Annotated in this window: 20 protein-coding genes and 1 pseudogene; 15 read left to right on the top strand and 6 right to left on the bottom strand. The window is 68.0% G+C overall.

The annotated features are described in order from the left end of the window. Window positions 1–2 precede the first annotated feature (2 nt). The 9 genes from CFB41_RS29135 to CFB41_RS38795 are packed head-to-tail and all read left to right on the top strand — an operon-like array spanning window position 3 to window position 7,216. Window positions 3–959, top strand: a complete 957-nt coding sequence (locus CFB41_RS29135) for a VOC family protein (protein ID WP_089458845.1) — start codon at window positions 3–5, stop codon at window positions 957–959. 19 nt (window positions 960–978) lie between these two features. Further along, window positions 979–1,338, top strand: coding sequence for a Rieske 2Fe-2S domain-containing protein (locus CFB41_RS29130; RefSeq protein WP_089458844.1), 360 nt, complete (start codon window positions 979–981; stop codon window positions 1,336–1,338). A gap of 35 nt (window positions 1,339–1,373) precedes the next feature. After that, window positions 1,374–2,504: an FAD-dependent oxidoreductase gene (locus CFB41_RS29125; protein ID WP_179250194.1), complete on the top strand. Its 1,131-nt coding sequence runs from the start codon at window positions 1,374–1,376 to the stop codon at window positions 2,502–2,504. 16 nt (window positions 2,505–2,520) lie between these two features. Then, window positions 2,521–3,723 (top strand): MFS transporter, encoded by a 1,203-nt coding sequence (locus CFB41_RS29120; protein ID WP_089458842.1) that lies wholly within the window; start codon window positions 2,521–2,523, stop codon window positions 3,721–3,723. Between the two features lie 2 nt (window positions 3,724–3,725). Further along, entirely contained in the window at window positions 3,726–4,541 is an 816-nt protein-coding gene (locus tag CFB41_RS29115; protein WP_089458841.1) for a cyclase family protein, read from the top strand. After that, window positions 4,538–5,134 (top strand): cupin domain-containing protein, encoded by a 597-nt coding sequence (locus CFB41_RS29110; RefSeq protein ID WP_089458840.1) that lies wholly within the window; start codon window positions 4,538–4,540, stop codon window positions 5,132–5,134. The genes CFB41_RS29115 and CFB41_RS29110 overlap by 4 nt, the downstream gene beginning before the upstream one ends. Then, entirely contained in the window at window positions 5,131–6,138 is a 1,008-nt protein-coding gene (locus CFB41_RS29105) for a fumarylacetoacetate hydrolase family protein (RefSeq protein WP_089458839.1), read from the top strand. The genes CFB41_RS29110 and CFB41_RS29105 overlap by 4 nt, the downstream gene beginning before the upstream one ends. Continuing rightward, window positions 6,135–7,085 carry an NAD-dependent epimerase/dehydratase family protein gene (locus tag CFB41_RS29100; RefSeq protein ID WP_089458838.1) on the top strand — a complete coding sequence of 317 codons (951 nt, stop codon included), beginning with the start codon at window positions 6,135–6,137 and terminating at the stop codon, window positions 7,083–7,085. Before CFB41_RS29105 ends, CFB41_RS29100 begins: the two co-directional genes overlap by 4 nt. Further along, window positions 7,082–7,216 carry a hypothetical protein gene (locus CFB41_RS38795; RefSeq protein WP_256941257.1) on the top strand — a complete coding sequence of 45 codons (135 nt, stop codon included), beginning with the start codon at window positions 7,082–7,084 and terminating at the stop codon, window positions 7,214–7,216. Before CFB41_RS29100 ends, CFB41_RS38795 begins: the two co-directional genes overlap by 4 nt. Window positions 7,217–7,312: 96 nt before the next feature. Here the strand turns inward: CFB41_RS38795 and CFB41_RS29095 are convergent, their stop codons facing one another. From CFB41_RS29095 to CFB41_RS29085, 3 genes are all read right to left on the bottom strand, one after another. Further along, window positions 7,313–7,531, bottom strand: a complete 219-nt coding sequence (locus CFB41_RS29095) for a hypothetical protein (protein ID WP_011354057.1) — start codon at window positions 7,529–7,531, stop codon at window positions 7,313–7,315. Between the two features lie 228 nt (window positions 7,532–7,759). Further along, window positions 7,760–8,410 (bottom strand): NADPH-dependent FMN reductase, encoded by a 651-nt coding sequence (locus tag CFB41_RS29090; RefSeq protein ID WP_089458837.1) that lies wholly within the window; start codon window positions 8,408–8,410, stop codon window positions 7,760–7,762. Between the two features lie 325 nt (window positions 8,411–8,735). Then, the gene (locus CFB41_RS29085; RefSeq protein ID WP_089458836.1) at window positions 8,736–9,041 is read right to left on the bottom strand and encodes an NIPSNAP family protein; all 306 of its coding nucleotides are present in this window, start codon (window positions 9,039–9,041) and stop codon (window positions 8,736–8,738) included. Between the two features lie 279 nt (window positions 9,042–9,320). Here CFB41_RS29085 and CFB41_RS29080 point away from each other — a divergent pair, with 279 nt between their 5' ends. From CFB41_RS29080 to CFB41_RS29070, 3 genes are all read left to right on the top strand, one after another. Beyond that, window positions 9,321–10,109: a GNAT family N-acetyltransferase gene (locus tag CFB41_RS29080; protein ID WP_089458835.1), complete on the top strand. Its 789-nt coding sequence runs from the start codon at window positions 9,321–9,323 to the stop codon at window positions 10,107–10,109. A 359-nt stretch (window positions 10,110–10,468) separates the two neighbouring features. After that, on the top strand, window positions 10,469–12,553 hold the full coding sequence (gene kdpB / locus CFB41_RS29075; protein ID WP_089441794.1) for a potassium-transporting ATPase subunit KdpB: 2,085 nt from the start codon (window positions 10,469–10,471) through the stop codon (window positions 12,551–12,553). Between the two features lie 40 nt (window positions 12,554–12,593). Next, window positions 12,594–13,292, top strand: coding sequence for a response regulator (locus tag CFB41_RS29070; RefSeq protein ID WP_089458834.1), 699 nt, complete (start codon window positions 12,594–12,596; stop codon window positions 13,290–13,292). 8 nt (window positions 13,293–13,300) lie between these two features. Here the strand turns inward: CFB41_RS29070 and CFB41_RS29065 are convergent, their stop codons facing one another. The 3 genes from CFB41_RS29065 to CFB41_RS29055 all read right to left on the bottom strand — a co-directional run bounded on the left by CFB41_RS29065 (window position 13,301) and on the right by CFB41_RS29055 (window position 18,843). After that, on the bottom strand, window positions 13,301–13,954 hold the full coding sequence (locus CFB41_RS29065) for a lytic transglycosylase domain-containing protein (protein ID WP_089458833.1): 654 nt from the start codon (window positions 13,952–13,954) through the stop codon (window positions 13,301–13,303). 129 nt (window positions 13,955–14,083) lie between these two features. Beyond that, on the bottom strand, window positions 14,084–15,427 hold the full coding sequence (locus CFB41_RS29060) for a DUF3999 domain-containing protein (RefSeq protein ID WP_089458832.1): 1,344 nt from the start codon (window positions 15,425–15,427) through the stop codon (window positions 14,084–14,086). Further along, window positions 15,424–18,843, bottom strand: coding sequence for a DUF2339 domain-containing protein (locus tag CFB41_RS29055; protein WP_089458831.1), 3,420 nt, complete (start codon window positions 18,841–18,843; stop codon window positions 15,424–15,426). The genes CFB41_RS29060 and CFB41_RS29055 overlap by 4 nt, the downstream gene beginning before the upstream one ends. A gap of 296 nt (window positions 18,844–19,139) precedes the next feature. Between CFB41_RS29055 and CFB41_RS29050 the strand changes: the two genes are divergently transcribed. The 3 genes and pseudogenes from CFB41_RS29050 (at window position 19,140) to choW (ending at window position 21,507) form a co-directional block, all read left to right on the top strand. Further along, window positions 19,140–19,361, top strand: a complete 222-nt coding sequence (locus CFB41_RS29050; RefSeq protein WP_179250192.1) for a hypothetical protein — start codon at window positions 19,140–19,142, stop codon at window positions 19,359–19,361. Beyond that, window positions 19,330–20,618 (top strand): annotated as a pseudogene (locus CFB41_RS29045) (glycine betaine/L-proline ABC transporter ATP-binding protein); the annotation flags it as partial. The gene CFB41_RS29050 and the pseudogene CFB41_RS29045, both read left to right, overlap by 32 nt. Further along, complete coding sequence (gene choW / locus CFB41_RS29040) at window positions 20,611–21,507, top strand: choline ABC transporter permease subunit (RefSeq protein ID WP_089441685.1); 897 nt, start codon at window positions 20,611–20,613, stop codon at window positions 21,505–21,507. The pseudogene CFB41_RS29045 and the gene choW, both read left to right, overlap by 8 nt. The last annotated feature ends 75 nt before the right edge of the window (window positions 21,508–21,582 follow it).

Here is a 21,582-nt window from a genome sequence, read left to right as displayed (position 1 = left end):
TCATGAATATCATCGGACCCGATACGCTGGTCTTCGGCGTGGACGACGTCGCCGCCTGCCGCCAATATCTGCTTGACTACGGGCTGCTACCGGTGCGCAGCGACGACACCGGCGGCCGTTTCGAGGCACTCGACGGAACGGGCATCGACATCGCGCGCCGCGACGATCCGGCGTTGCCGCCTGCGCTCGGCACGGCAAGCATGCTGCGCAAGACGATTTACGGCGTCGCCGATGCCGCGACGATCGACGCGATCGCGGCGGAGCTGCGCCGCGACCGAGAAGTGAGCACGCTCGCCGACGGATCGATCGAATCGCTCGACGACATGGGCTTCGCGATCGGCTTCCAGGTGACCAGGCGCCGTTCGCTTGCCTTGGCCGCCGAGCCCGTGAATGCGCCAGGCGCGCCTGCGCAGCGCGCGCCGAATATCGTGGCCGTGAGCGACGATGCGGTGCTGACTCCGCGCACGCTCTCGCACGTCGTCTACTTCGTGCCGGATGCGGCGAAGGCCGAAGCCTTCTATGTGGAGCGTCTCGGCTTTCGCTGCACCGACCGATTCACGGGCGTCGGGCCGTTTCTGCAGCCGGCCGGCACGCTCGACCATCACACGCTGTTCATGATTCAGACGCCGCCTTTCATGAAGGGTTGCGAGCATTTCACGTTCCATATGGGCGGACCGACCGAAGTGCTGCAGGCGGGCACGCGTTTCGTCGCGAAGGGTTACCAGTCGTTTTGGGGGCCGGGGCGTCATCGGTTCGGCTCGAACTGGTTCTGGTATTTCAACAGCCCGCTCGGCTGTCACGTCGAGTACGACGCCGACATGGATCTGCATGACGATGCATGGAACGCGCGCGAGGCGCCCATGGGCGCCGACGCGTCGCAACTGTTCCTGTTCCAGCATCGCGACAAGTGGGCGCCGGGCGGTCCTCCGCCGGGGGCGGCGGCGGCGAAGTCGGATTGACGGCGAGCATCGCTTCGTCATGTCCGAGACATATCCCGATCGCATTCGTCTCGCAAGCGTCGACGATCTGCCCGATCCCGGCGCGCGCGGCTTCGATCCCGATGGGCAGGGGCACGACACGCTTTTTGTCGTGCGGTACGGCGTGCAGGTTCGTGCGTATCGCGATGCATGCCCGCACTTTTTCGGCGAAACGCAGATGGCCTGGCGCAAGGACGCCTACCTGAACGGCGACGGCACCCGCATCGTCTGCCACGCGCACGGTGCGCAGTTCGATATCGCAAGCGGTGAGTGCGTACTCGGCCCGTGCCTCGGTCAGCGGCTGACACCCGTCGAGATCGACGTGACGCACGACGGCACCATCGTGCTGATCGCGACATGACACACCCACACCAGACACAACAAGGAGACACCCAGATGGCAGCCCCTCTTCAACACGTCCTCGTCATAGGCGGCGGTTTTTCCGGTATGGCGACGGCGATCCAGTGCGCGAAGCTCGGCCTCACGGTCGACCTCGTCGAGATCGACCCGGGCTGGCGCTCGTACGGTGCCGGCATCAGCATTGGCGGCCCGACGTTGCGCGCGCTGCGCACGATCGGCGTGCTCGACGCCTTCTTCGAACGCGGCCACGGCGGCGACGGCGTGAATCTGTACACGGCCGGCGGCCAGTCGATCGGCACGCTGCCGACGCCGCGAGTGGCCGGCGAGGACGTTCCTGGCGGCGGCGCGATCATGCGCCCGGTGCTGGCCGATATTCTCGCCAGGGCGACACGCGCCGCAGGCGTGCACGTGAAGCTCGGCTGTACCTTCTCGCGGATCGAGCCTCGCGGCGAACAGGTGGACGTGGCGTTCACGGACGGCACACACGGTACGTACGACCTCGTGGTGGGCGCGGACGGCCTCTACTCGAAAGTGCGCGCTGCGGCGTTTCCCGATGCGCCGAAGCCGCGCTATACGGGCCAGGGCGTGTGGCGCGCCGTGGTGCCGCGACCGGCGGAGATCGCTTGCGCGACGATGTGGCTGGGGCACCGGATCAAGGCGGGTGTCAATCCGGTTTCCCGGGAGGAAATGTACGTCTTCGTCACCGAGGACAGGCCGACCAACGACTACATCGATCCCGCCGAATGGCCGCGCATGCTGTCCGAGTTGCTGGCCATGTTCGACGTGCCGCTGATCCGGTCCATCCGCGCGCAGATCGGCGCCGAATCGCGCGTCAACTACCGTCCGCTGGAAAGCCTGCTGCTGCCGGCGCCCTGGTTCAGCTCACGGGTGGTGCTCGTCGGCGATGCGGTGCACGCGACCACGCCGCATATGGCAGCGGGCGCGGGCATCGGCATCGAGGATGCGATCGTGCTCGCAGAAGAGCTGGGGCGCGGTGTGACGGTGGAAGCTGCGTTGCAGGCATTCCAGGCGCGCCGCTGGGAGCGCTGCCGCATGGTGGTGGAAAACTCCGGGCGTCTTGGCGAGATCGAGATTGGCGGCGGCGACAAAGAGGAACACCGGCGCATCATGCACGAGACGCATATGAGTCTCGCGCGGCCTATCTGACGCAAGCGGAGGCACGATGGAGACGAACCTTTCCCCCACGACGCCGGCAAGTGCCGACCTGTCGATATCGACCGACACGACGCGGCTTGGCGCGTTCGGCACCGTTGCGTTGATGCTCGCGCATTGCGCCGGCATGGTCGATCTGGTGGCCTTGCCGGTTTGGGTCGGCACGTTGATCGGTGCGTATCGGCTCGATCCCCAGAAGGCGGGCCTGCTTGCCACGCTGTTCCTGGCGGGTGCCGTACTGAGCAGCGTCTTTTTCTCGCCGCGCTTGAATCGCCTGCCGGCGCGCGCGATGTCGACCGTCGGCTTCGGCATCGCGGCGGGTGCGTTCGTCGGCATCACGTCCGTGCCGGTTGATCGCTATCTGACGTTGGCGACTCTGCATGCCGTCGCGGGCGTCGCTGTCGGATGCGGCCTGAGCTTCACGCACGGCACGGTTGGACGAAGCCGCAATCCGCATCGCCTGTTCGCGATCTCAGGCCTCGCGCTCGGCATCTTCGCGATCGCGTTTCTCGGCACCGTGCCGGGGCTGATAGCAACGCATGGCGGCCCGATGCTGTTTCACGTTTTTGCGAGCGTGATGGGCGTTGCCGCGATCGCATGCGCGCTCGCGTTTCCGTCGCTTAAAGCGCGCGGCAGCGCGGCAGCCGGCGACGAGCCTCGCTTCGAGCGTGTCGTCTGGTTCGGCATGGCAGGTGTCGGCTGCATGGCGCTGACGCAGTCGATGCTGTTCAGTTTTGTCCAGCGTATCGGCCTCGATCGCGGATTCGGTTTGAGTGCCGTGATCGCGACGCTGATCGCGCTCGGCTTCGTCAACCTGTTTCCCGCTCCCGTCGCGGGACTGCTCGAAACGCGCGTGCCGGGCCGCAAGGTCGTGCAGGCGGGCCCCGTTGTGCAGGCCGCGCTGGCGCTGGTCATCACGCAAAGCGCGGCGTTCGTGCCGTACGCGGCGGCCACCTCGGTCTTTGCTGCCGTGATGATCTTCACCCACACCTTCGCGTTCGGCATGCTGGCGCGCATCGACCGCACCGGCCGCGCCGTGGCCGCGACGCCGGCGATGCTGATGACGGGCGCCGCCATTGGCCCGGTGCTCGGCGGCACGCTCGTCAAGCAGTCCGGCTACGGCAGCCTCGGGTTCGCGGCAGTGCTGATCGCCGCCGCTGCGGCAGTCTGCTTCTCGCGGCTCGATCGCCGTTCCCCATCCCAAGGAGTCTGAACATGAAACCCGTTCGACGGTTCGTCGATCTGTCCATCTATCTCGAGAACGACGTTCTCTCCGATCCGCCGCCGCTCGCGCCGAGGATCAGCTATCAGAAGCACGGCGACACGCTGCCCGAATTCATGGCGATGCTGCCGGGTACAAAACCCGAGGACTATCCCGACGGTGAAGCTGCCGCCGCGGAGTGGGTCACGTTGACGACCCACAGTGGCACGCATCTCGACGCGCCCTGGCATTTCCACTCGACGATGGATGCGAGCCTGGGTGAGGCCCGACCGTCCATCACGATCGATCAGGTGCCGCTGGAATGGTGCTTCCAGCCGGGCGTGAAGCTCGATTTCCGGCACTTTCCGGACGGCTACGTCGCGACGGCGGCCGACGTCGAGGCCGAACTCGCGCGCATCGGCCATGAACTGCAGCCGCTCGATATCGTCGTCGTGAACACGCGGGCCGGATCGCGCTACGGGCACGACGACTACGTCAATGCGGGCTGCGGCATGGGCTACGAAGCGACCATGTACCTGTTGCAGCGTGGCGTGCGCTTGACCGGCACCGATGCATGGAGCTGGGATGCCCCGTTCTCCTACACCGCGAAAAAGATCGCGGAAACGGGCGATACGTCGCTGATTTGGGAAGGGCACAAGGCGGGGCGCGATATCGGCTATTGCCATCTGGAGAAGCTGTACAACCTCACGGCCTTGCCGCCGACCGGCTTCACGATCAGTTGCTTCCCGCACAAGATTCGCGGTGCGTCGGCAGGGTGGACGCGCGCCGTCGCGATTTTCGACGACACCGACGTGGAGGCAGCAGCATGAGCTTTCCAGAGATTCGTCGCGTGGTGACCGGTCACGATGCCGACGGTCGGGCAATCGTCGCATCCGACGGTCCCCTGCCGACCGTGGTGGAAATCGCCGCGATTCCCGGCACCGTATTCCACGAAGTGTGGAGCACATCGTCGAGCCCCGCCCTGGTCGACAATGGCGCCGATCCCACGGTTGGCGCGCTCATGCTACCGCCGCCAAAACAGGGCACCCGTATGCGCTTCGTCGACATTCCACCCGACACGCCGGAATTTCTCGCGCACGGTGCGGTGAAAATGCACGATGCGTTCAGCCAGATCGGCGACGCAGCAGCGTCGACGGTGAAGGCCGGCTCGCCGCATCCGCTGATGCATCGCACCGAGTCGATCGACTACGGCGTGGTGATCGAAGGCGAAATGACCCTGATCCTCGACGATGCCGAAGTCGCACTGGCGCCGGGCAGCGTGGTGATTCAGCGGGGAACCAACCATGCTTGGGCGAATCGCTCGGGCCGTCCATGCCGAATGCTGTTCGTTCTGATCGACGGTGCCTACGATCCGGCGATTGCCGTTGCGCTCGACACGCCCGCACACGGAGGCGCACGATGAAATTCGCCACCTTGCCCGATGGCAGCGCCGATGGCCGCTTGCTGCTCGTGTCGCGCGACCTGCACCATGCCGTCGAAGCTGCACCGATCGCAACGACACTGGCTGATGTGCTTGATCGTTGGGACGCGCTCGCGCCTGGCTTGCAGGCGCGTTACGACGCGTTGAACGCCGGCAGCGTGCCCGAGGCGCGCCCATTCCATACTGCTGCATGCGCTGCGCCCTTGCCGCGCAGTCCGCAGTGGTGCGACGGCTCGGCGTTTCTGAATCACGGCCGCCTGATGGAGCAGGCGTTCAATACTCCGCCGATTCACGAGTTCGATACGGTGCCCGTCATGTACCAGGGCGCCAGCGACGACTTCCTCGGTCCGGCCAGCGACGTGCCCTTGCCTGACGAGGCCGACTGCATCGACTTCGAAGGCGAATTCGGCGTGGTAGTGGGGCGCGTGCCGATGGGCGTATCGGCCGCCGGTGCGCTGCGCTGCATCCGGCTGATCGTACAGCTCAACGACTGGAGCCTGCGGGCGTTCGGCCCGCGCGAAATGAAGACGGGCTTTGGTTTCCTGCAGGCCAAGCCCTCTACGAGCTTTGCACCGGTTGCCGTCACACCCGACGAACTCGGCGAGCACTGGCGCGACGGCCGCGTGCATCTGAGCCTGCACGTCGAATGGAACGACCGCTGGTTCGGTCATCCGCATGGACGCGAGATGAACTTCGGCTTCGGTGAACTCGTCGCGCATGCGGCCCGTACGCGCCGCCTGTCGGCGGGGACGATCGTCGGGTCCGGCACGGTGTCGAATGCCGATCGCAACGCGGGCTCGGCGTGCGTCGCCGAGCGCCGCGTGATCGAAATGATCGACGAAGGGGCCGCGCGCACGCGGTTCATGCGCTTTGGCGACCGGGTCAGGATGACGGCGCGCGATGACGCCGGCAACGCACCGTTCGGCACGATCGATCAACGGGTTGTGCGCGCGCCGCGCGCCGACGACGAGGAGGCTCGGCCATGAGAGTGCTGGTGACCGGGGCGGGCGGATTTGTCGGAACGGCGTTGGTCGAACGGCTGCTGCGCGACGGTATCGCGGAGCCCGGCGATGTGTCGGAACTGTTGTTGGTCGACCGGCAAGCGGAGTGGCCGTACGACGATGCGCGAATCACGGCACGGGTCGGCGATTTCAGCAGCCCGGAGATTCTCGAGCCGCAGCTGTCGAAACCTGTCGACGTCGTCTTTCATCTGGCGAGCATGCCCGGCTCGCAGGCGGAAGCCGAACCGGCCGAGGGCGACCGGGTGAATCTGTCGGGGATGCTGGCGCTGTTCGAGCGCCTGGCGAAGCAAGCGACGGAGCAGGGGCGTGCGGCGCGCGTCGTCTATGCCAGCAGCGTTGCCGTGTTGGGCGAGTCGTTACCCCCGTCCGTGGACGAGCACACCCTGCCGCGCCCGACGATGAGCTACGGCGTGCATAAGCTGGTTGGCGAGCTGATCCTTGCCGACTGGACCCGACGCGGCAAGCTGGATGGCCGTGCGTTGCGTCTGCCGGGCATCGTGGCTCGTCCGGCGCTTGCTGCGGGACATGGGTCCGCGTTCATGAGCCAGATCTTCCGCGCGGCGCAGAGCGGCCAGTCATATACATGTCCCGTTTCGCCCTCGGCCACCGTGTGGTGGATGTCCCGCAGATGCTGTATCGACAACCTGCTGCACGCCGGACGCATGTCCGCAGAGGGGTTGCACGTCGGCCGAGTCTGGACGCCCCCGGTGCTGCATCTGTCGGTTCAAGAGATCGTCGATGCGTTGGTCCGGCGGTTCGGCTCGTTCGACATCGACTACGCGCCGGTGGAGCGGATCGAGCGGCTATTCGGACGACAACCGCTGCTGACTGACCGCCGTGCCGTCGAGGCGGGATTTCGGCACGACGGCACGATCGACGCGCTCGTCACCCATGCGTTCGAGCGCACGTGAATTCCGGCACGAATCTCGTGATCGTGATCCGTTCAGTTTCAGCCATCGCAGCCTCCGGCGCGGACACCTGGCCGCCGGACAGCGTGCGCGGCCTGAAAGGGGCGGCGGAATTTGTTCGTATGGAAAAATGAAGCGGGCAATCATGGCGGAATAATCTGCAAGCCATTGATTTCATTCATGGTATGCCGCTCGTCTTCATTGACGAACGATAGCCGGCCACGCGTGCGTCACGCGTTCGTGTCGACCCAGAGGCGGCCCCAGCGGGACGCGTAGGCCAGCGCGTGCTCTTCCTCGAAGAAGAAATCGATCGCGTCGAACGAAACGGCGCGCGGCGACGGGCCGCCGCTCGCTTTCTCGATCGTCAGGTTGGCGGCGAACAGCCCGTTCGGCAACCGGGCGGCAGCGGGGGCGACTTCGTAGCCCTTGTAGCGGATCGTACGGTTCATGGCGTGCGCGGAGAAAGTTCGGAGGTTCAGCGTACGAAAACCCGCCCGCGGCGTGAACCAATCTTTCGGCCAATGCAAATCACGCGGCGGGCCGAATTCTTATCGGTGCGGGGAAAGGGCGGCAGGGAGCGGCGTCGACGGACACGGCGCGTGGCCGCGCGTCCGAATGCGCGCCGCCCGCGCCGACGAATGGAATCGTCCGGGCGCGGGCGGCGGAAGGCAGGAAAATTACTGGTTGGCGATCTTCAGCACGGGTGCGAGCGCATCGACCGATGCCGCATGCGAGGCCGCGCGATGCGAGGCGAACGCGAGCGCGAACTCGGCCGCCTGCGTGCCGACCGTCTCGAGCTGCGTGACCACCTTCGGATCCGAGCAGCTGTCGGCGCTGTCGAAGCGCGTTTCGAGCGTGTTCACGGTGGCGCCGAACGGCGTCGGCCAGCCGCGCAGCGCGTGCACGATCGAACGCAGCGACGTCAGCACGGTGCCGGCCGCCTGCCAGCCGTAGGCCGTGACGATCAGGCCGACCGCACGACCGTCGAGATACGGGCGATCGTCCGCGCGCAGTTCCTCGAGCGTGTCGAGTGCGTTCTTCACGAGGCCGGAAACGCCGCCGTGATAGCCGGGCGTCGCGATGATGATCGCGTCGGCCTGGCGCACGGCGTCGATCAGTTCGCGCTGCGCGTCGGTCAGCGTTTTGTGTTCGGGCGCGTAGTGCGGCAGCGTATGCAGGAACGGGCCGTCGAACAGCCGCGTGCGCGCGCCGGCCGCTTGCGCGCCGCGCAACGCGAACGACAGTGCGCGTTCGGTCGACGACGCTGCGCGGGTGGTACCGCCAATGCCGACGACGAACGGGCGGCGGTGTTGATCGAATGCAGTCAAGGGGCGCTCCTTGGGGATGGCTTGCCCGGCTAAGCACAGGCTTAAAACCAGATGGTAACGACCCCGCCGCCACTCTGAAAACGACTTTTCGTTCTATCGATATGCCGCGCGGCAGGGGCAATCGTGTGCGAGGCCGCCCAGATCGATAGCAGAAATGCTTGGTTGGGACGGCGCGCCGTGGTCGATAAGATGGATCCGTCTCCTCCATGATGTCTCTACTGACATGGGTTGGCCCCGCCGCGCGGATGCAGGCGGGGCTTTTTTTCGTCCCGGTCAGAAAAAAGGGGCGCGATGCGTCGGGCCGTTGCCCGTCGCCTCTTACCTATTACTCGAACACCGGCCGGAAGAAGCTGCGCTCGTAGCTGACGATGCAGCGTGTTTCCTCCGCGTAGCGGAACGCGGCCTGGCAGGCCGGGTCGGCCATCGAGCGTTCGCGGTAACGCTCGTATTCGGCGAGGCTCGGGAACGAGAACATCGCGAGCGCGATGTTGTTCGCCCCTTCGGACGGCAGGAAGTAGCCGTGATGCGTGCCGCCGAATTTTTCGACGAGCGGGATCCACATCTTGCCGTAGGTTTCGAACTGATCGAGCTTGTACGGATCGATGACGTAGCGAAGGTGGCAGGTGATCATGAGCGCGCTCGGGGAGGGATGGAACCCGCGAGTCTGGAGGGCGTCGCCGCATGTGTCAACGGCACATGCCAACGCGTGATCCGGCCACCGGATGCATTGCTTGCGCAAACAACGATCGGCGTTCCGTCATGCGATCGCCACGACGCACGCGAAGCCACGGCGCGCACTGTCGCAACCCTCTCTCCCGCACGCATTTCTCCAAACTTTTACGACATTTTTTCTTGCGAGGGCGGCTGGCGCGCTCATAGACTTCGGGCATCCCAACCACGGAGCAAGGCAATGTCGATACCCTGGAACGCGATCGCCGAACACACTCCCGCCGCGCCGCCTTCCGTGTGCGCCGATCGGGTGATCGTGCGGCGTTTCGATCCGGCCTTCGACAGCTATGCCCAACTCACGCCGATGCTGCATCGCGCGTTCGCGCGGCTCGGCGCGATGGGACTGAACTGCACGTGCGTCGACCAGAGCGAGGACGTCACGCGCCGCCGCGCGGAAGCGGGCGAGTGCTACGTCGCCGTGTGCGGCGGGCGCGTGATCGGCACGGCCACGCTGTATGCGACCGATCCGTCGTCGGCGTGCTCGCTGTACCGGCGCGAAGGCGTCGCGAGCGTGCGGCAGGTTGCAGTCGATCCCGATTGCCAGAGCCGCGGGATCGGCGCGTTGCTGCTCGCGTTCGCCGAACAGTGGGCTGCGTTGCGCGGCTATACGCTGCTCGCCCTCGACACGCCGCATCCCGCTTCGCACCTGCTTGCGTTCTACGGCGCACAGGGTTTCGACGTCGTCGACGTAATGCGCTTCGACGGCAAGCGCTACGACAGCGCGATCCTCTGCAAGCGGCCCGTCGCGCAGATGGCGCGCCGCGTGTCGCCGGCGTCGCGCATGGCCGCGCGCGTGGCGGCCGTGCGGCGTCTTGCGTATGCGTTGCCGTCGCGCATGGTCGCCGTGGCCCGGCGCGGCCAGCACGTGCGCCGTGGCGCAGGCTGGGCGGCACGACGCGCGGCCGGTGCCGCGAGTTGCCGCTCGTCGCCGTGGCGCCCGCGTCAGCACGGGCGCTACACGTTCGGCTGAACGCCGCGCCCCGGTTCGTTTTCCTGCTTTGCCGCGTAAGCGTCGCATGAGCGGAGTGTGGCGCTCCCGCTCGTGTACGGCCCTCGAGACACCCCCGCCGCGCCGCGGCGAAACGGACGTTTACGCGCTTTTTATACCCTGACGCGATCCTTTGCCGCGATCTTCACGCGAACCTTCATAAGATGGTTGCGTGGAAACGGAAGCCGTACGCGACAACCCGCGTCGGTAGCCGGCTCGCCTGACCGATGCCGGCTGCCGATGCGCGGGCGCGCCGGCAAAAGGAAACCGCCATGTCTCTCTCACCCATGACAGGCCCGCGCCCCGCGCAGCCGGGCCATCCGCGCACGGCCGTACGCTCGATGTTCGACCCCGCGCTCGTGCGCCCGGCGATCGCCGATTCGTTCCGCAAACTCACGCCGCGCACGCAGTTCCGCAACCCCGTGATGTTCTGCGTGTACGTCGGCAGCATCCTGACGACGATCCTGTGGATCGCCGCGCTGTTCGGCCAGGCCGAAGCCCCCGCCGGCTTCATCGTCGCGATCGCGCTGTGGCTGTGGTTCACCGTGCTGTTCGCGAACTTCGCCGAAGCGCTCGCCGAAGGGCGCTCGAAAGCGCAGGCCGCGTCGCTGCGCAGTGCGAAACACAACGTGGTCGCGAAAAAGCTCGCGGCGCCGCGTGCGAAGTCGGTCGTCGAAGTGATGGCGTCGACCGACCTGCGCAAGGGCGACGTCGTGCTCGTCGAAACCGGCGACACGATCCCGGCCGACGGCGACGTGATCGAAGGCGTCGCGTCGGTCGATGAATCGGCGATCACCGGCGAATCCGCGCCGGTGATCCGCGAGGCGGGCGGCGACTTCTCGTCGGTGACGGGCGGCACGCGCGTGCTGTCCGACTGGATCGTCGTGCGCGTCGCCGTCAATCCGGGCGAGGCGTTCCTCGACCGGATGATCGCGATGGTCGAAGGGGCGAAGCGCAAGAAGACGCCGAACGAGATCGCGCTGACGATCCTGCTCGTTGCCTTGACGATCGTGATGCTGCTCGCCACCGCCACGTTGCTGCCGTTCTCGACGTTCGCGGTCGAAGCGATGAAGGCCGGCCACGTGGTGACGATCACTGCCCTGGTGGCGCTGCTCGTGTGCCTGATCCCGACGACGATCGGCGGCCTGTTGTCCGCGATCGGCGTGGCCGGGATGAGCCGGATGATGCAGGCCAACGTGATCGCGACGTCGGGCCGCGCGGTGGAAGCCGCCGGAGACGTCGACGTGCTGCTGCTCGACAAGACCGGCACGATCACGCTCGGCAACCGCCAGGCGTCGGCGTTCGTACCCGCGCCGTTCGTGACCGAGGAAGCGCTGGCCGATGCCGCGCAACTGTCGTCGCTCGCCGACGAAACGCCGGAAGGCCGCAGCATCGTCGTGCTCGCGAAACAGCGCTTCAACCTGCGCGAGCGCGACATGCAGGCGCTGCATCCGGTGTTCCTGTCGTTCAGCGCACAGACGCGGATGAGCGGCGTCGACCTGTTCCCCACGGGGACGTCCTCCGGGGCGCCGGGGCGCGAGATCCGCAAAGGCGCGGCGGACGCGATCAAGCATTACGTCGAGTCCCACGGCGGTCATGTCACGCGCGAAGTCGACGCGGTCGTGACCGACATCGCGCGTCGCGGCAGCACGCCGCTCGCGGTGGCGGAGCGCGTCGACGGCCTTGTCCGCGTGCTCGGCGTGATCGAGCTGAAGGACATCGTGAAGGGCGGCATCAAGGAGCGCTTCGCGGAACTGCGCAAGATGGGCATCAAGACCGTGATGGTGACGGGCGACAACCGGCTGACGGCCGCGGCGATCGCGGCGGAAGCGGGCGTCGACGACTTCCTCGCGGAAGCGACGCCGGAAACCAAGCTCGCGACGATCCGCGAGCATCAGGCGGCGGGCCGTCTGGTTGCAATGACGGGCGACGGCACCAACGACGCGCCGGCGCTCGCGCAGGCCGACGTGGCCGTGGCGATGAACACCGGCACGCAGGCGGCGAAGGAAGCCGGCAACATGGTCGACCTCGACTCGAACCCGACGAAGCTGATCGAGATCGTCGAGATCGGCAAGCAGATGCTGATGACGCGCGGTTCGCTGACGACGTTCTCGATCGCGAACGACGTCGCGAAGTATTTCGCGATCATCCCGGCCGCGTTCGCGACAACGTATCCGCAACTGCGCGTGTTCGACGTGATGCACCTCGCGTCGCCGGCGTCGGCGATCCTGTCGGCGGTGATCTTCAACGCGCTGATCATCGTCGCGCTGATCCCGCTCGCGCTGAAGGGCGTGCGCTATCGCCCGCTCGGCGCCGCGCCGCTGCTGCGCCGGAACCTGCTGCTGTATGGGCTCGGCGGCGTACTGTTGCCGTTCCCGTTCATCAAGCTGATCGACATGGTGCTGGTGGCATGCGGATGGGCCTGAGCATGGGCGCGCATCACGCACCGGACGAAGGCGCTGCCGGATGAGCGAACCGGGCATCGTCATCGTGATCGTCGACGAAGACAGGCTCATCCGGCGTTTCGTCCGTGTCGCGCTGAAGGCCGAACACATGCATGTCTTCGAGGCCGCGACCGGTGCGGCGGGCGTGGCGGCCGTCGGCGTGCGACGTCCCGACCTGATCGTCGCGGACACGAACCTGCGCGATCTCGGCGGCACCGACCTGATCCGTGCACTGCGCGCGTGCTCGGCCGCACCGCTGATCGTGCTGTCGGCGCTGAGCGCGGAACGCGACAAGGTGGCCGCGCTCGATGCGGGCGCGGACGATTACGTGACCAAGCCGTTCGGCGCCGCCGAGCTGATCGCGCGGATGCGTGCGCACCTGCGGCGGCAAGCGGGCGGCGGGCGCATCGATGCGGTGTGCGTGCGCTTCGGCGACGTGACCGTCGATCTCGGCGATCGCCAGGTGCTGCGCGGCGGGGCGCGCGTGCATCTGAGCCCGATCGAATTCCGGCTGCTGGCCGCGCTCGCGCATCACGCGGGCCGGCTACTGACGCACGACCGCCTGCTGAGCGAGGTGTGGGGCGCGGCGCACGGCAAGGATGAGCACGACCTGCGCGTGTATGTCGGCCATCTGCGGCGCAAGCTGGAATGCGACCCGCGGCGGCCCGCGTACATCGTCACGGAGACGGGCGCCGGCTACCGGCTCGACGGTGCGCGGTAGCGCCGCGCTCAGGGGTTCGCGGCCGTCCGCAGCGCGTCGCTTGCCGCGCCGTTCGAACGGCGCAGCTGCGCATCGAATTGCTGCACGCGCAGCGCGACCCGCTGCGCATAGCGCCTCGTACCGCCGTTGTAGCGCACGAGCGCGGTTTCGACGTCGCCGTCCGCATCGTCGAGATAGCCGCGGAAGATCGCCGCGCCGATCCGCACGTTGGTGGCCGGATCGGAGAGATCCTTCACATGCGCGACGAGATCGCGATGGGCGGTGGGCATCACCTGCATCGACCCGCGCGCGCCGGCGACACTGACCGCGTGGCGATCGAAGCCCGACTCGACCGCGATGATCGCGAGCAGCAGCGCCGGTGCGAGCCCATAGCGATCCGATTCGGTCTGCACCGCGCGCGCGATCGTGCGCGCGTCGGCGTATGCGACGTGAAAGCGGTTGCGCAGCGCGGTGACGATCGTGTCGAGCGTCGGGGGAAGCGAGGGTTCGGGCGTGCTGGCGGCGCTGATCGGCGCTGCGGGCGTGTCGTCGGCATGCGCGGGCCATGCGATCGACAGCGGCAGCACGAGCGGGAAGAGCAGCAAAAGCCGCTTCAGCCGCAGGGCCGGGCGCACGCGCGTGCGCGGCGCCGGCCGGTCATACGATGGATAGGTTTCCTGCATGTCGTCGCATCGTGGTTCCGATGCGACGACTGTACGCAGTTATGCATTGCGACCGTCGAAAGAAACCGGCACGCGAGATAAACGGCGCGTAAAGACGGGCGGACGGGCGGTGCGCATGGCTGCGCGGCGTCAACCGTCGCGGCCGTGCGTGTCGCCGCCGCCTCTCGCGAGGCGCCACGCAATCGTGCCGAGCACGCTGACCGCGACGACCAGCGCGCCCCACAGCACGTAGCGGCGCGGGGCATCCGGATCGGCGGCCGGCGCCGGCGCGACCGCCGACACCGGCAACGCCGCGCCGACCCGCGCGGGCCGCACTTCGGGCGCCATGCCCACCAGCAATGCGTCGCGGCTCACGGCCGACGATACAAGCGACGCGTCGCCGACGCCGAGCGTAAACGGCGGCGCGCCGCGCGCGACGAACGTCAGCGCGGCCGGATGCCAGCCGATCGCGACGGCCGGCTGGCCGCCGCCGAATCCGCCGTTGCGCATGTCGACGACGATCCGCCACGCGCGATCCGTATTCGCCGCGAATTCGAGCGGCGGATTGCGCTGTTCGCCGGCCTTGCCCTGCAGCCGGAACAGCACGGCGCCCGCGACGTCACGCCACGGCGCCTGCGCGTCGGCGCGGCTCTGCAGCGTCGCGCGCGCGACGGTGTTCGGCTGCGGCAGGTCGATGCGCACGCGGTCGACCGGATAGGCGCCGTCGGTGTCGAACAGGTATTCGCCGGGGGCACCGCCGGCCCGCACGCGCACCGCGTCGCGCCATTGGCGCGGCACGGACGCGGTGTCGGTCCCGCGTGCATCGCGCGGGTGCGTCTCGACGTCGATCGACGCGATCGCGGGCGCACCGTCGAGCCAGTCGAGCCGCAGGTAGCGCGGCGCCGCGCCTTCGAGTGCGATCCGTTCCTGCACCAGCATCGCGTCGCCGTGGCCCACCTTCAGCAGTTGCGTGCTGCCGAGCGATCGCCAGCTGCGCAGGTCGTCGCTGGCTTCGACGGTGACACGCCCCTGGTAGCTGTCGTCGCGCACGTGCACGAGCAGCGCGTCGATCTCGCCGTCCGCATGCGACAGGTCGACGAGATCCGCGCCGTGCTCCGCGCGCACCGGTGCGGCGACGCCCGCGCGCAGCGCGCCGTCGGGGCCGACCGTCACGCCGAGCGGCGCGTTGCCCTTGTCGGCGCGGGCGGGCGGCAGTGCAAACCAGTGCACGGGTGTGCGCTTCGGCGGGACGGTGGGCGCGGCCGCCGCGGGGGCATCGAGCGAATACGGCACCGGCTCGCCTGCGCCGTTGAAGATGCGCACGTCACCGAGGTCGTCGCGCCGGCTCGCCGCATAGACGGGCTGCGGCACGGTGAGCTGGTAATACGCGGCGGCGCCGTCGAGGTCGAGCGAGAAGCGCTGCGCGACGCGCCCGTCGGCCGCCGCGAACGATGCGAGCACGCTCAGTCCGAGCAGGGCGGCGAGTCGCTTCATGCGTGGTCGTCCTGTTGCGCGGCGGCCTTCGGCGGCAGCGGCGAGAAATACCCGATCAACAGCAGCAGCACGCCGATGCCGATGAACGACACGATGCGCTCGATGCCGGACACGTGCGACAGGTCGAACAGGAACAGCTTGACGACCGTGAGCGCGAGCAGCGCGGCGCCGACGAACCACAGCGGACGCAGCCCGCGGCGCGTGGCCCAGATCGTGATGGCGAGCGCGCAGAGCGTCCAGTACACGGACACCGACGCCTGCACCAGTGTCGATTCCGCCATCGCGCCGAGTTCGTACGGCACGCCGGCCCAATGATGCAGCGTGCGCAGCAGGATCGCGTTCAGCCACAGGAACGCGGTCGCGCCGGCCGCGCTCAGCAGCTCGACGCGATACTTGTCGAACGACCAGCCGAGCTTGCGGGCGCGCACGAACCACGACGCGGCGAGCGCATAGACCACCGCGAGCACGAGGTCGAGCGGGTTGAAGAGCGGCACGCGCGCCCAGCTTTCGCCGTCCTGCGTGAAGTTCGCGTAGAAGGTCCACACCCACATCACGACGATCAGCGGCAGCGACGCGAGCGCGCACATGCGGGCGATGCCGTCGCGACGCGTCAGCCACATCCCGGCGAACGCGAACAGGCTCCAGCCGACCATGAACACCTGCTGGATGCCGAACGACGACAGCACGGTGTCGATGTCGTAGGCCAGGTGGAAGCGCTGATGCAGCGTGCGCAGCATCAGTGCGTTGAACCACAGGAACACGGTCGCGATGGCCGCATAGTCGACGACGCGCGGATGCCACGCGATACCGAGCGTCCGCAGGCGGCGCAGCCACACGGCGAACGCGACGAACACGAGGAACTGCGCGATGTCGAGCGGGTTGAGCAGCGGCAGCCAGAAGAGCGGCGCCGCGTTGCCGTCGCTGATCACGCTGGCGATGCTCCACAGCCACAGCAACGCCGCGAGCGGCGCCGCGCCCCACACCTGGTACGCGCGCGGAAACGCCGCGACGGGCCAGCGCAGCCGCGAGCCGGGGCCGGACACCAGCAGGAGCAGCGCACCGAGGCCATAGGCCCACGCGCTCCAGCTCCACGCGCCTTCGGGCACGTACGCACGCAGGCGCCAGAAGCCTTCGAGCGACAGCAGCCCGCATACGGTCCAGAACATCAGCGTATGCAGCGGCGCGATGATGCCTGCGGAGAGAGATGGCGCGACGCCGCGCGCCGAGCCCGGTGCGGAATCGACGCCTGCGGTGCCGCGCGACTGACGCCACAGCAGCGCAAGGCCTGCGCCGACGGCGATGGGCCACGCGAATGCGCCCATCCCCGACAGCGGCGCTTCGTGCACATCGAACGCACGCAGCGCGAGCAGCGCCAGCACCGGCGTCAGCGCGAGCGCCGGCCATTCGGCGAGCGGCCACGCCAGCCGGCGGCGCGCGACGTGCGCGAGCCACGCGGTGCCGGCCGCGAACAGTGCGGTCGTATCGACGACGAAGCGGTCGGCATGCAGGTCGACGTGACGGCTCGCGTAGACGAGGATCTCGTGCAGGCCGCCGCTCACCCACCACAGCAGCCCCCATGCGGCGGCCGCGGCGCCGATCTCGGGCATCCAAGCATGCCACGTGCGCGCTTCGCTGCGCCCGTGCAGCCACCAGCCGGTGAACAGGCCCGCGAGCGCGATCAGCAGCATCGCGATGTAGGGGCTGTTGAGCACCGGCAGCGCGGTGGCGTCGGCCGGCCCGAGCAGGCTCGTGAAGAACGCGCCGGCCGCGGCGACCTGCATCAGCAGCCCGAAACCGAAGCGCAGCATGCGTTTCTCGCGCACGCCGAGCCAGACGACGGCCGCGCCTTCGATCGCCCATGCGGCGCTGGTCGTCGGACCGGAGAACGCGAGCGGCACGGCCAGCGTCGCGAAGATCACCGCGAGCGCGAGCGTGGATTCGAACAGCAGCGCGAGGCGGTCGCGGCGCCGCGCGAGCCACGCGGTGACCACGACGTAGAACGCCGACAGCGCGACGGCGCTCCACGCGAGCCCGAACGGCATGTCCTTCACGAGCGACGCCTGCAGCGCGGTCGCGACGATCGGCGTGCCGAACACGAGCGTGCCGTCCACGTAGTGCCGCAGCGCGAGCTCGCGCTTCACCGCGTACAGCAGCGCGATGCCGACGTACATCAGGAAGAACAGGACGAGGAACGGCTCGGTGCTCGCGAACAGCGCGGGGCGGTAGGCCGTCACGCCCCATGCCGAGCCGATCGTGAACGTGAAGACGAAGCCGAGCAGGTTCAGCGGACGCCAGGCCTTGAACCAGGCGATCGCGAAGATGCCCGCGTTCAGCAGCGCGTAGTAGCTGAACAGCGCGACATGGTTGCCCTGGCCGGTCGACAGCAGCACCGGCGCGAGAAAGCCGCCCGCGGTGCCCATGAACGCGAGCGGCAGCGCGTTCTGCCGCACCGCGAGGAACGCGCTCAGCGCGCACACGGCCACCATCAGCGGGAACGCGGCGCCGACGGGCAGCAACGCGTAAAGCTTGGTCGCGGCGAAGATCGTCAGGTACAGGATGCCGACGCCGCCGCCCTGCAGCACGAGCCCGTACGCCGCACGGCGCGCGCGCACGCGCCAGCCGATCGCGAGCAGCGCGGCCGCGGCCAGCGCGGTGCCGGCGAGGCGGAATTCGATCGGCAGCATGTTGTTGTCGGCCGCGTACTTGAGCAGGAACGCGACGCCGAAGAACAGCACGATGATCCCGACGCGCACGACCGTGTTGCCGCCGAGCAGCCAGTCGCGCGCGGCGCGCAATGCACGCTCGACGAGGTCGGGTTCGCGCGGTTTGGGCGGCGCGGGGGGCGCCGACGGTGCGGGCGCCGGGGCGGCAGGTGTTGCGCTCGCGCGGATCGCGGCGGCCGGTGTCGGTGCCGGTGCCGGCGTGACGGCGCGCACGGGGCTGGGAGCCGGTGCCGAGGCGGACGCCGGTGCGTCCGCGCGTGCGGCGGCCGGCTGGGCAGGCGCGCGCGGCGGCAGGGCGGCCGAAGGCGGGAAGGATGCGGATGGGGTTGCCGAGGCAGAGGCAGAGGCGGCCCCCGTGGACGTGTACGCGGTCGCGTCAGTCGCGGCCGAGCCGGCCTTCGCGCCGGCCAGCTGGCCGCGCAGCGATGCGACTTCGCGCGTCAGCGTCTCGACGGTCGCCTCGAGGCGCGCGACGCGCTCGGCCAGTGGCACCGGCGGCTGGGCGGGCGGTGCCTGCATCGCTGACGCGCCGGGGGCCGTGCCCTTGTTCTTGCGTTTGCGCTGTTGCAGCGTGTTGTCGAGGCAGAATCCGATCGCGGCGCCGAGCACTGCGCCGGTGATGGCGGAGAAATCCCCGATCAATGCGGCAATCCCGCCCACGATGAAGCCGATTGCGGTAAAAGCCCAGTTCATCTCGCCTTGCTCCCTCTCTCGTATCGTTATCGGCCTGCGATCGGATGTTTGCCCGTCGAGGCGGTGTCGGCATGGCCGGCAGGCGAACCGGCATGCGCTGCTGACCACGGTGGCCGCGTGGCGGCCTGCGTCGCGATCAGCGTATTGGCGGGCAATGTATCACAGCGGCCGTTGGGGATTTTCCGGGTTGGCGCGGTATCGCGGCGTGCACCGTCCGGTGTCGCCGCGCGCCTTTTTTGCACGGTCATGCTTTTTATTGGGGGAGACGATGCGCTTTCGTCTGAGCAGATCGACGCATGATCGGACGTGAAATTGTCGTAAAGCGACGCGTGCCGGATGCGAATTGGCGCAAGGCGCGACGCGATATGCGCCGCGCTGCTGCGCACAAGTCCGACGCGCGATGCCCGTCGTTGCTGGCCGTGCGCGTATTGCGCCGCCGCAATCGGGTGCCTCCGCGTGCCGCGGCCCGCCCGGCGGGGCTGGCAGCCGTGTCGTATTTGCGCAAGCGTTTGTCGTAATTCGTCGGCAGGTCGGGGTTTTTTCTGGCAACTATGTAGGCACGCTAAGACAAGCGCGAGTCCCCGCTACACGAGGAGAAGGTTTCGATGGATGCCCCCAAGGTCGTGGTCGAAGGTCTGTGCAAGGTGTTTGGAAGCAACCCGCAGCAGGCGCTCGACATGCTCGCCGCCGGCGCGACGAAGGACGAGGTGCTCAAGCGCACCGGCCAGGTCGTCGGCGTGCACAACGTCTCCTTCGATGTGCAGGAAGGCGAAATTTTCGTGCTGATGGGCCTGTCGGGCTCCGGCAAGTCCACGCTGATCCGCCTCGTGAACCGGCTGGTCGATCCCAGCGCCGGCAAGGTGATGATCGACGGGCTCGACGTCGCGTCGGCGCGCCGCTCGGCGCTGACCGCGCTGCGCCGCAAGGACATGAGCATGGTGTTCCAGTCGTTCGCGCTGATGCCGCACCGCACCGTCGTGTCGAATGCCGCGTTCGGACTCGAAGTCGGGGGGATGGGCAAGAAGGAGCGCGAGCGCCGCGCGATGGAAGTGCTCGAGCAGGTCGGCCTCGCCCCGTTCTCGCACAAGCTGCCGTCCGAGCTGTCGGGCGGCATGCAGCAGCGCGTCGGCCTTGCCCGCGCGCTGGCCGTGAACCCGTCGCTGATGATCATGGACGAGGCGTTCTCCGCGCTCGATCCACTCAAGCGCCGGGAAATGCAGGATGTGCTGCTGCAACTGCAGAAGGAACAACGCCGCACGATCATGTTCGTGTCGCACGATCTGGAAGAAGCGCTGCGCATCGGCAACCGCATCGCGATCATGGAGGGTGGCCGGCTCGTGCAGGTCGGCACGCCGCAGGACATCATCGCGAACCCGGCCGACGATTACGTGCGCGCGTTCTTCGACGGCATCGACACCAGCCGCTACCTGACCGCCGGCGACCTGATGCAGACGGGCGCCGTGCCGATCGTGTCGAAGTGCGATGCCGCGAACGTCGCGGCGACGCTGAACGGCAGTGCCGACTATGCGTTCGTGCTCGATGCGCAACGCAAGATCCGCGGCTTCGTCACGCGCGAAGCGATCGGTCAGGCGACGCCGTTCGTGAGCCCGATCGAATCCATCCGGCGCGACGCGTCGCTCGAACATGTCGTCGCGCGTGTGGTCGCGAGCCCGAATGCGCTGCCGGTCGTCGACGACGACGGCTGCTACTGCGGCTCGGTCGATCGTGCGCTCATCCTGAAAGCCATCACGCGTTCGCGAGGTTCCCATGTCTGAAATGATTCCGCTCGGTACCTGGGTCGACCAGTCCGTTCACTACCTGCTCGACCACGACGCCAAGACGTTCGACACGATCGGCCAGGCGATCGAAGGGCTCGCGGCATTCGTCGAGCACGGCCTGCAGGCGATCCCGATGTGGCTGATGATGGCCATCTTCATCGGCGTCGGGCTGTGGCGGGTGGGCTGGCGCTTCGCGCTGTTCACGACGCTATCGCTGCTGCTGATCTTCGCGACGGGCTTCTGGGACCAGACGGTCATCACGCTCGGCCTCACGCTGTCGTCGACGATCATCAGCCTCGTGCTCGGGATCCCGCTCGGCATCTGGGCCGCGAAGAGCAAGTGGGTCGCCGCGATCGTGCGCCCGATCCTCGACCTGATGCAGACGATGCCGGCCTTCGTCTACCTGATTCCGGCCGCGATGCTGTTCGGTCTCGGCCGCGTGCCGGGGATCCTGTCGACGGTGATCTTCGCGATGCCGCCGGCGGTGCGCCTGACGAGCCTCGGGATCCGCCACGTGAACCGCGAGATCGTCGAAGCCGGCCAGGCCTTCGGCTGCACGCCGTGGCAGCTGCTGTACAAGGTGCAGTTCCCGAATGCGCTGCCGTCGATCATGCAGGGCGTGAACCAGACGATCATGATGGCGCTGTCGATGGTGATCATCGCGTCGATGGTGGGTGCGGGCGGCCTGGGCAACGACGTGCTCGCCAGTATCCAGCGCCTCGACATCGGCCTCGGTTTCGAAAGCGGTCTGTCGGTCGTGCTGCTCGCGATCATTCTCGACCGCATCACCGAAAGCTTCGGCCGTGCGCCGGGCACCGTGAAGGCGCCGCTGTTCTCGGGTCTCAAGCAGCTGTTTCGCGTGAAGGCCTCGCCCGCGCAGGCTTGACCTCCGGCGGCCGGAACCCTCCGGCCGCTCATCCTGAACATAGATGATGGCCTCCGCGGTTTCGGCCGCGGGGCT

It is taken from the genome of Burkholderia sp. AU33803, assembly GCF_002223095.1.
Lineage (GTDB): Bacteria > Pseudomonadota > Gammaproteobacteria > Burkholderiales > Burkholderiaceae > Burkholderia.
This window is presented reverse-complemented; position numbering and strand designations above follow the sequence as displayed.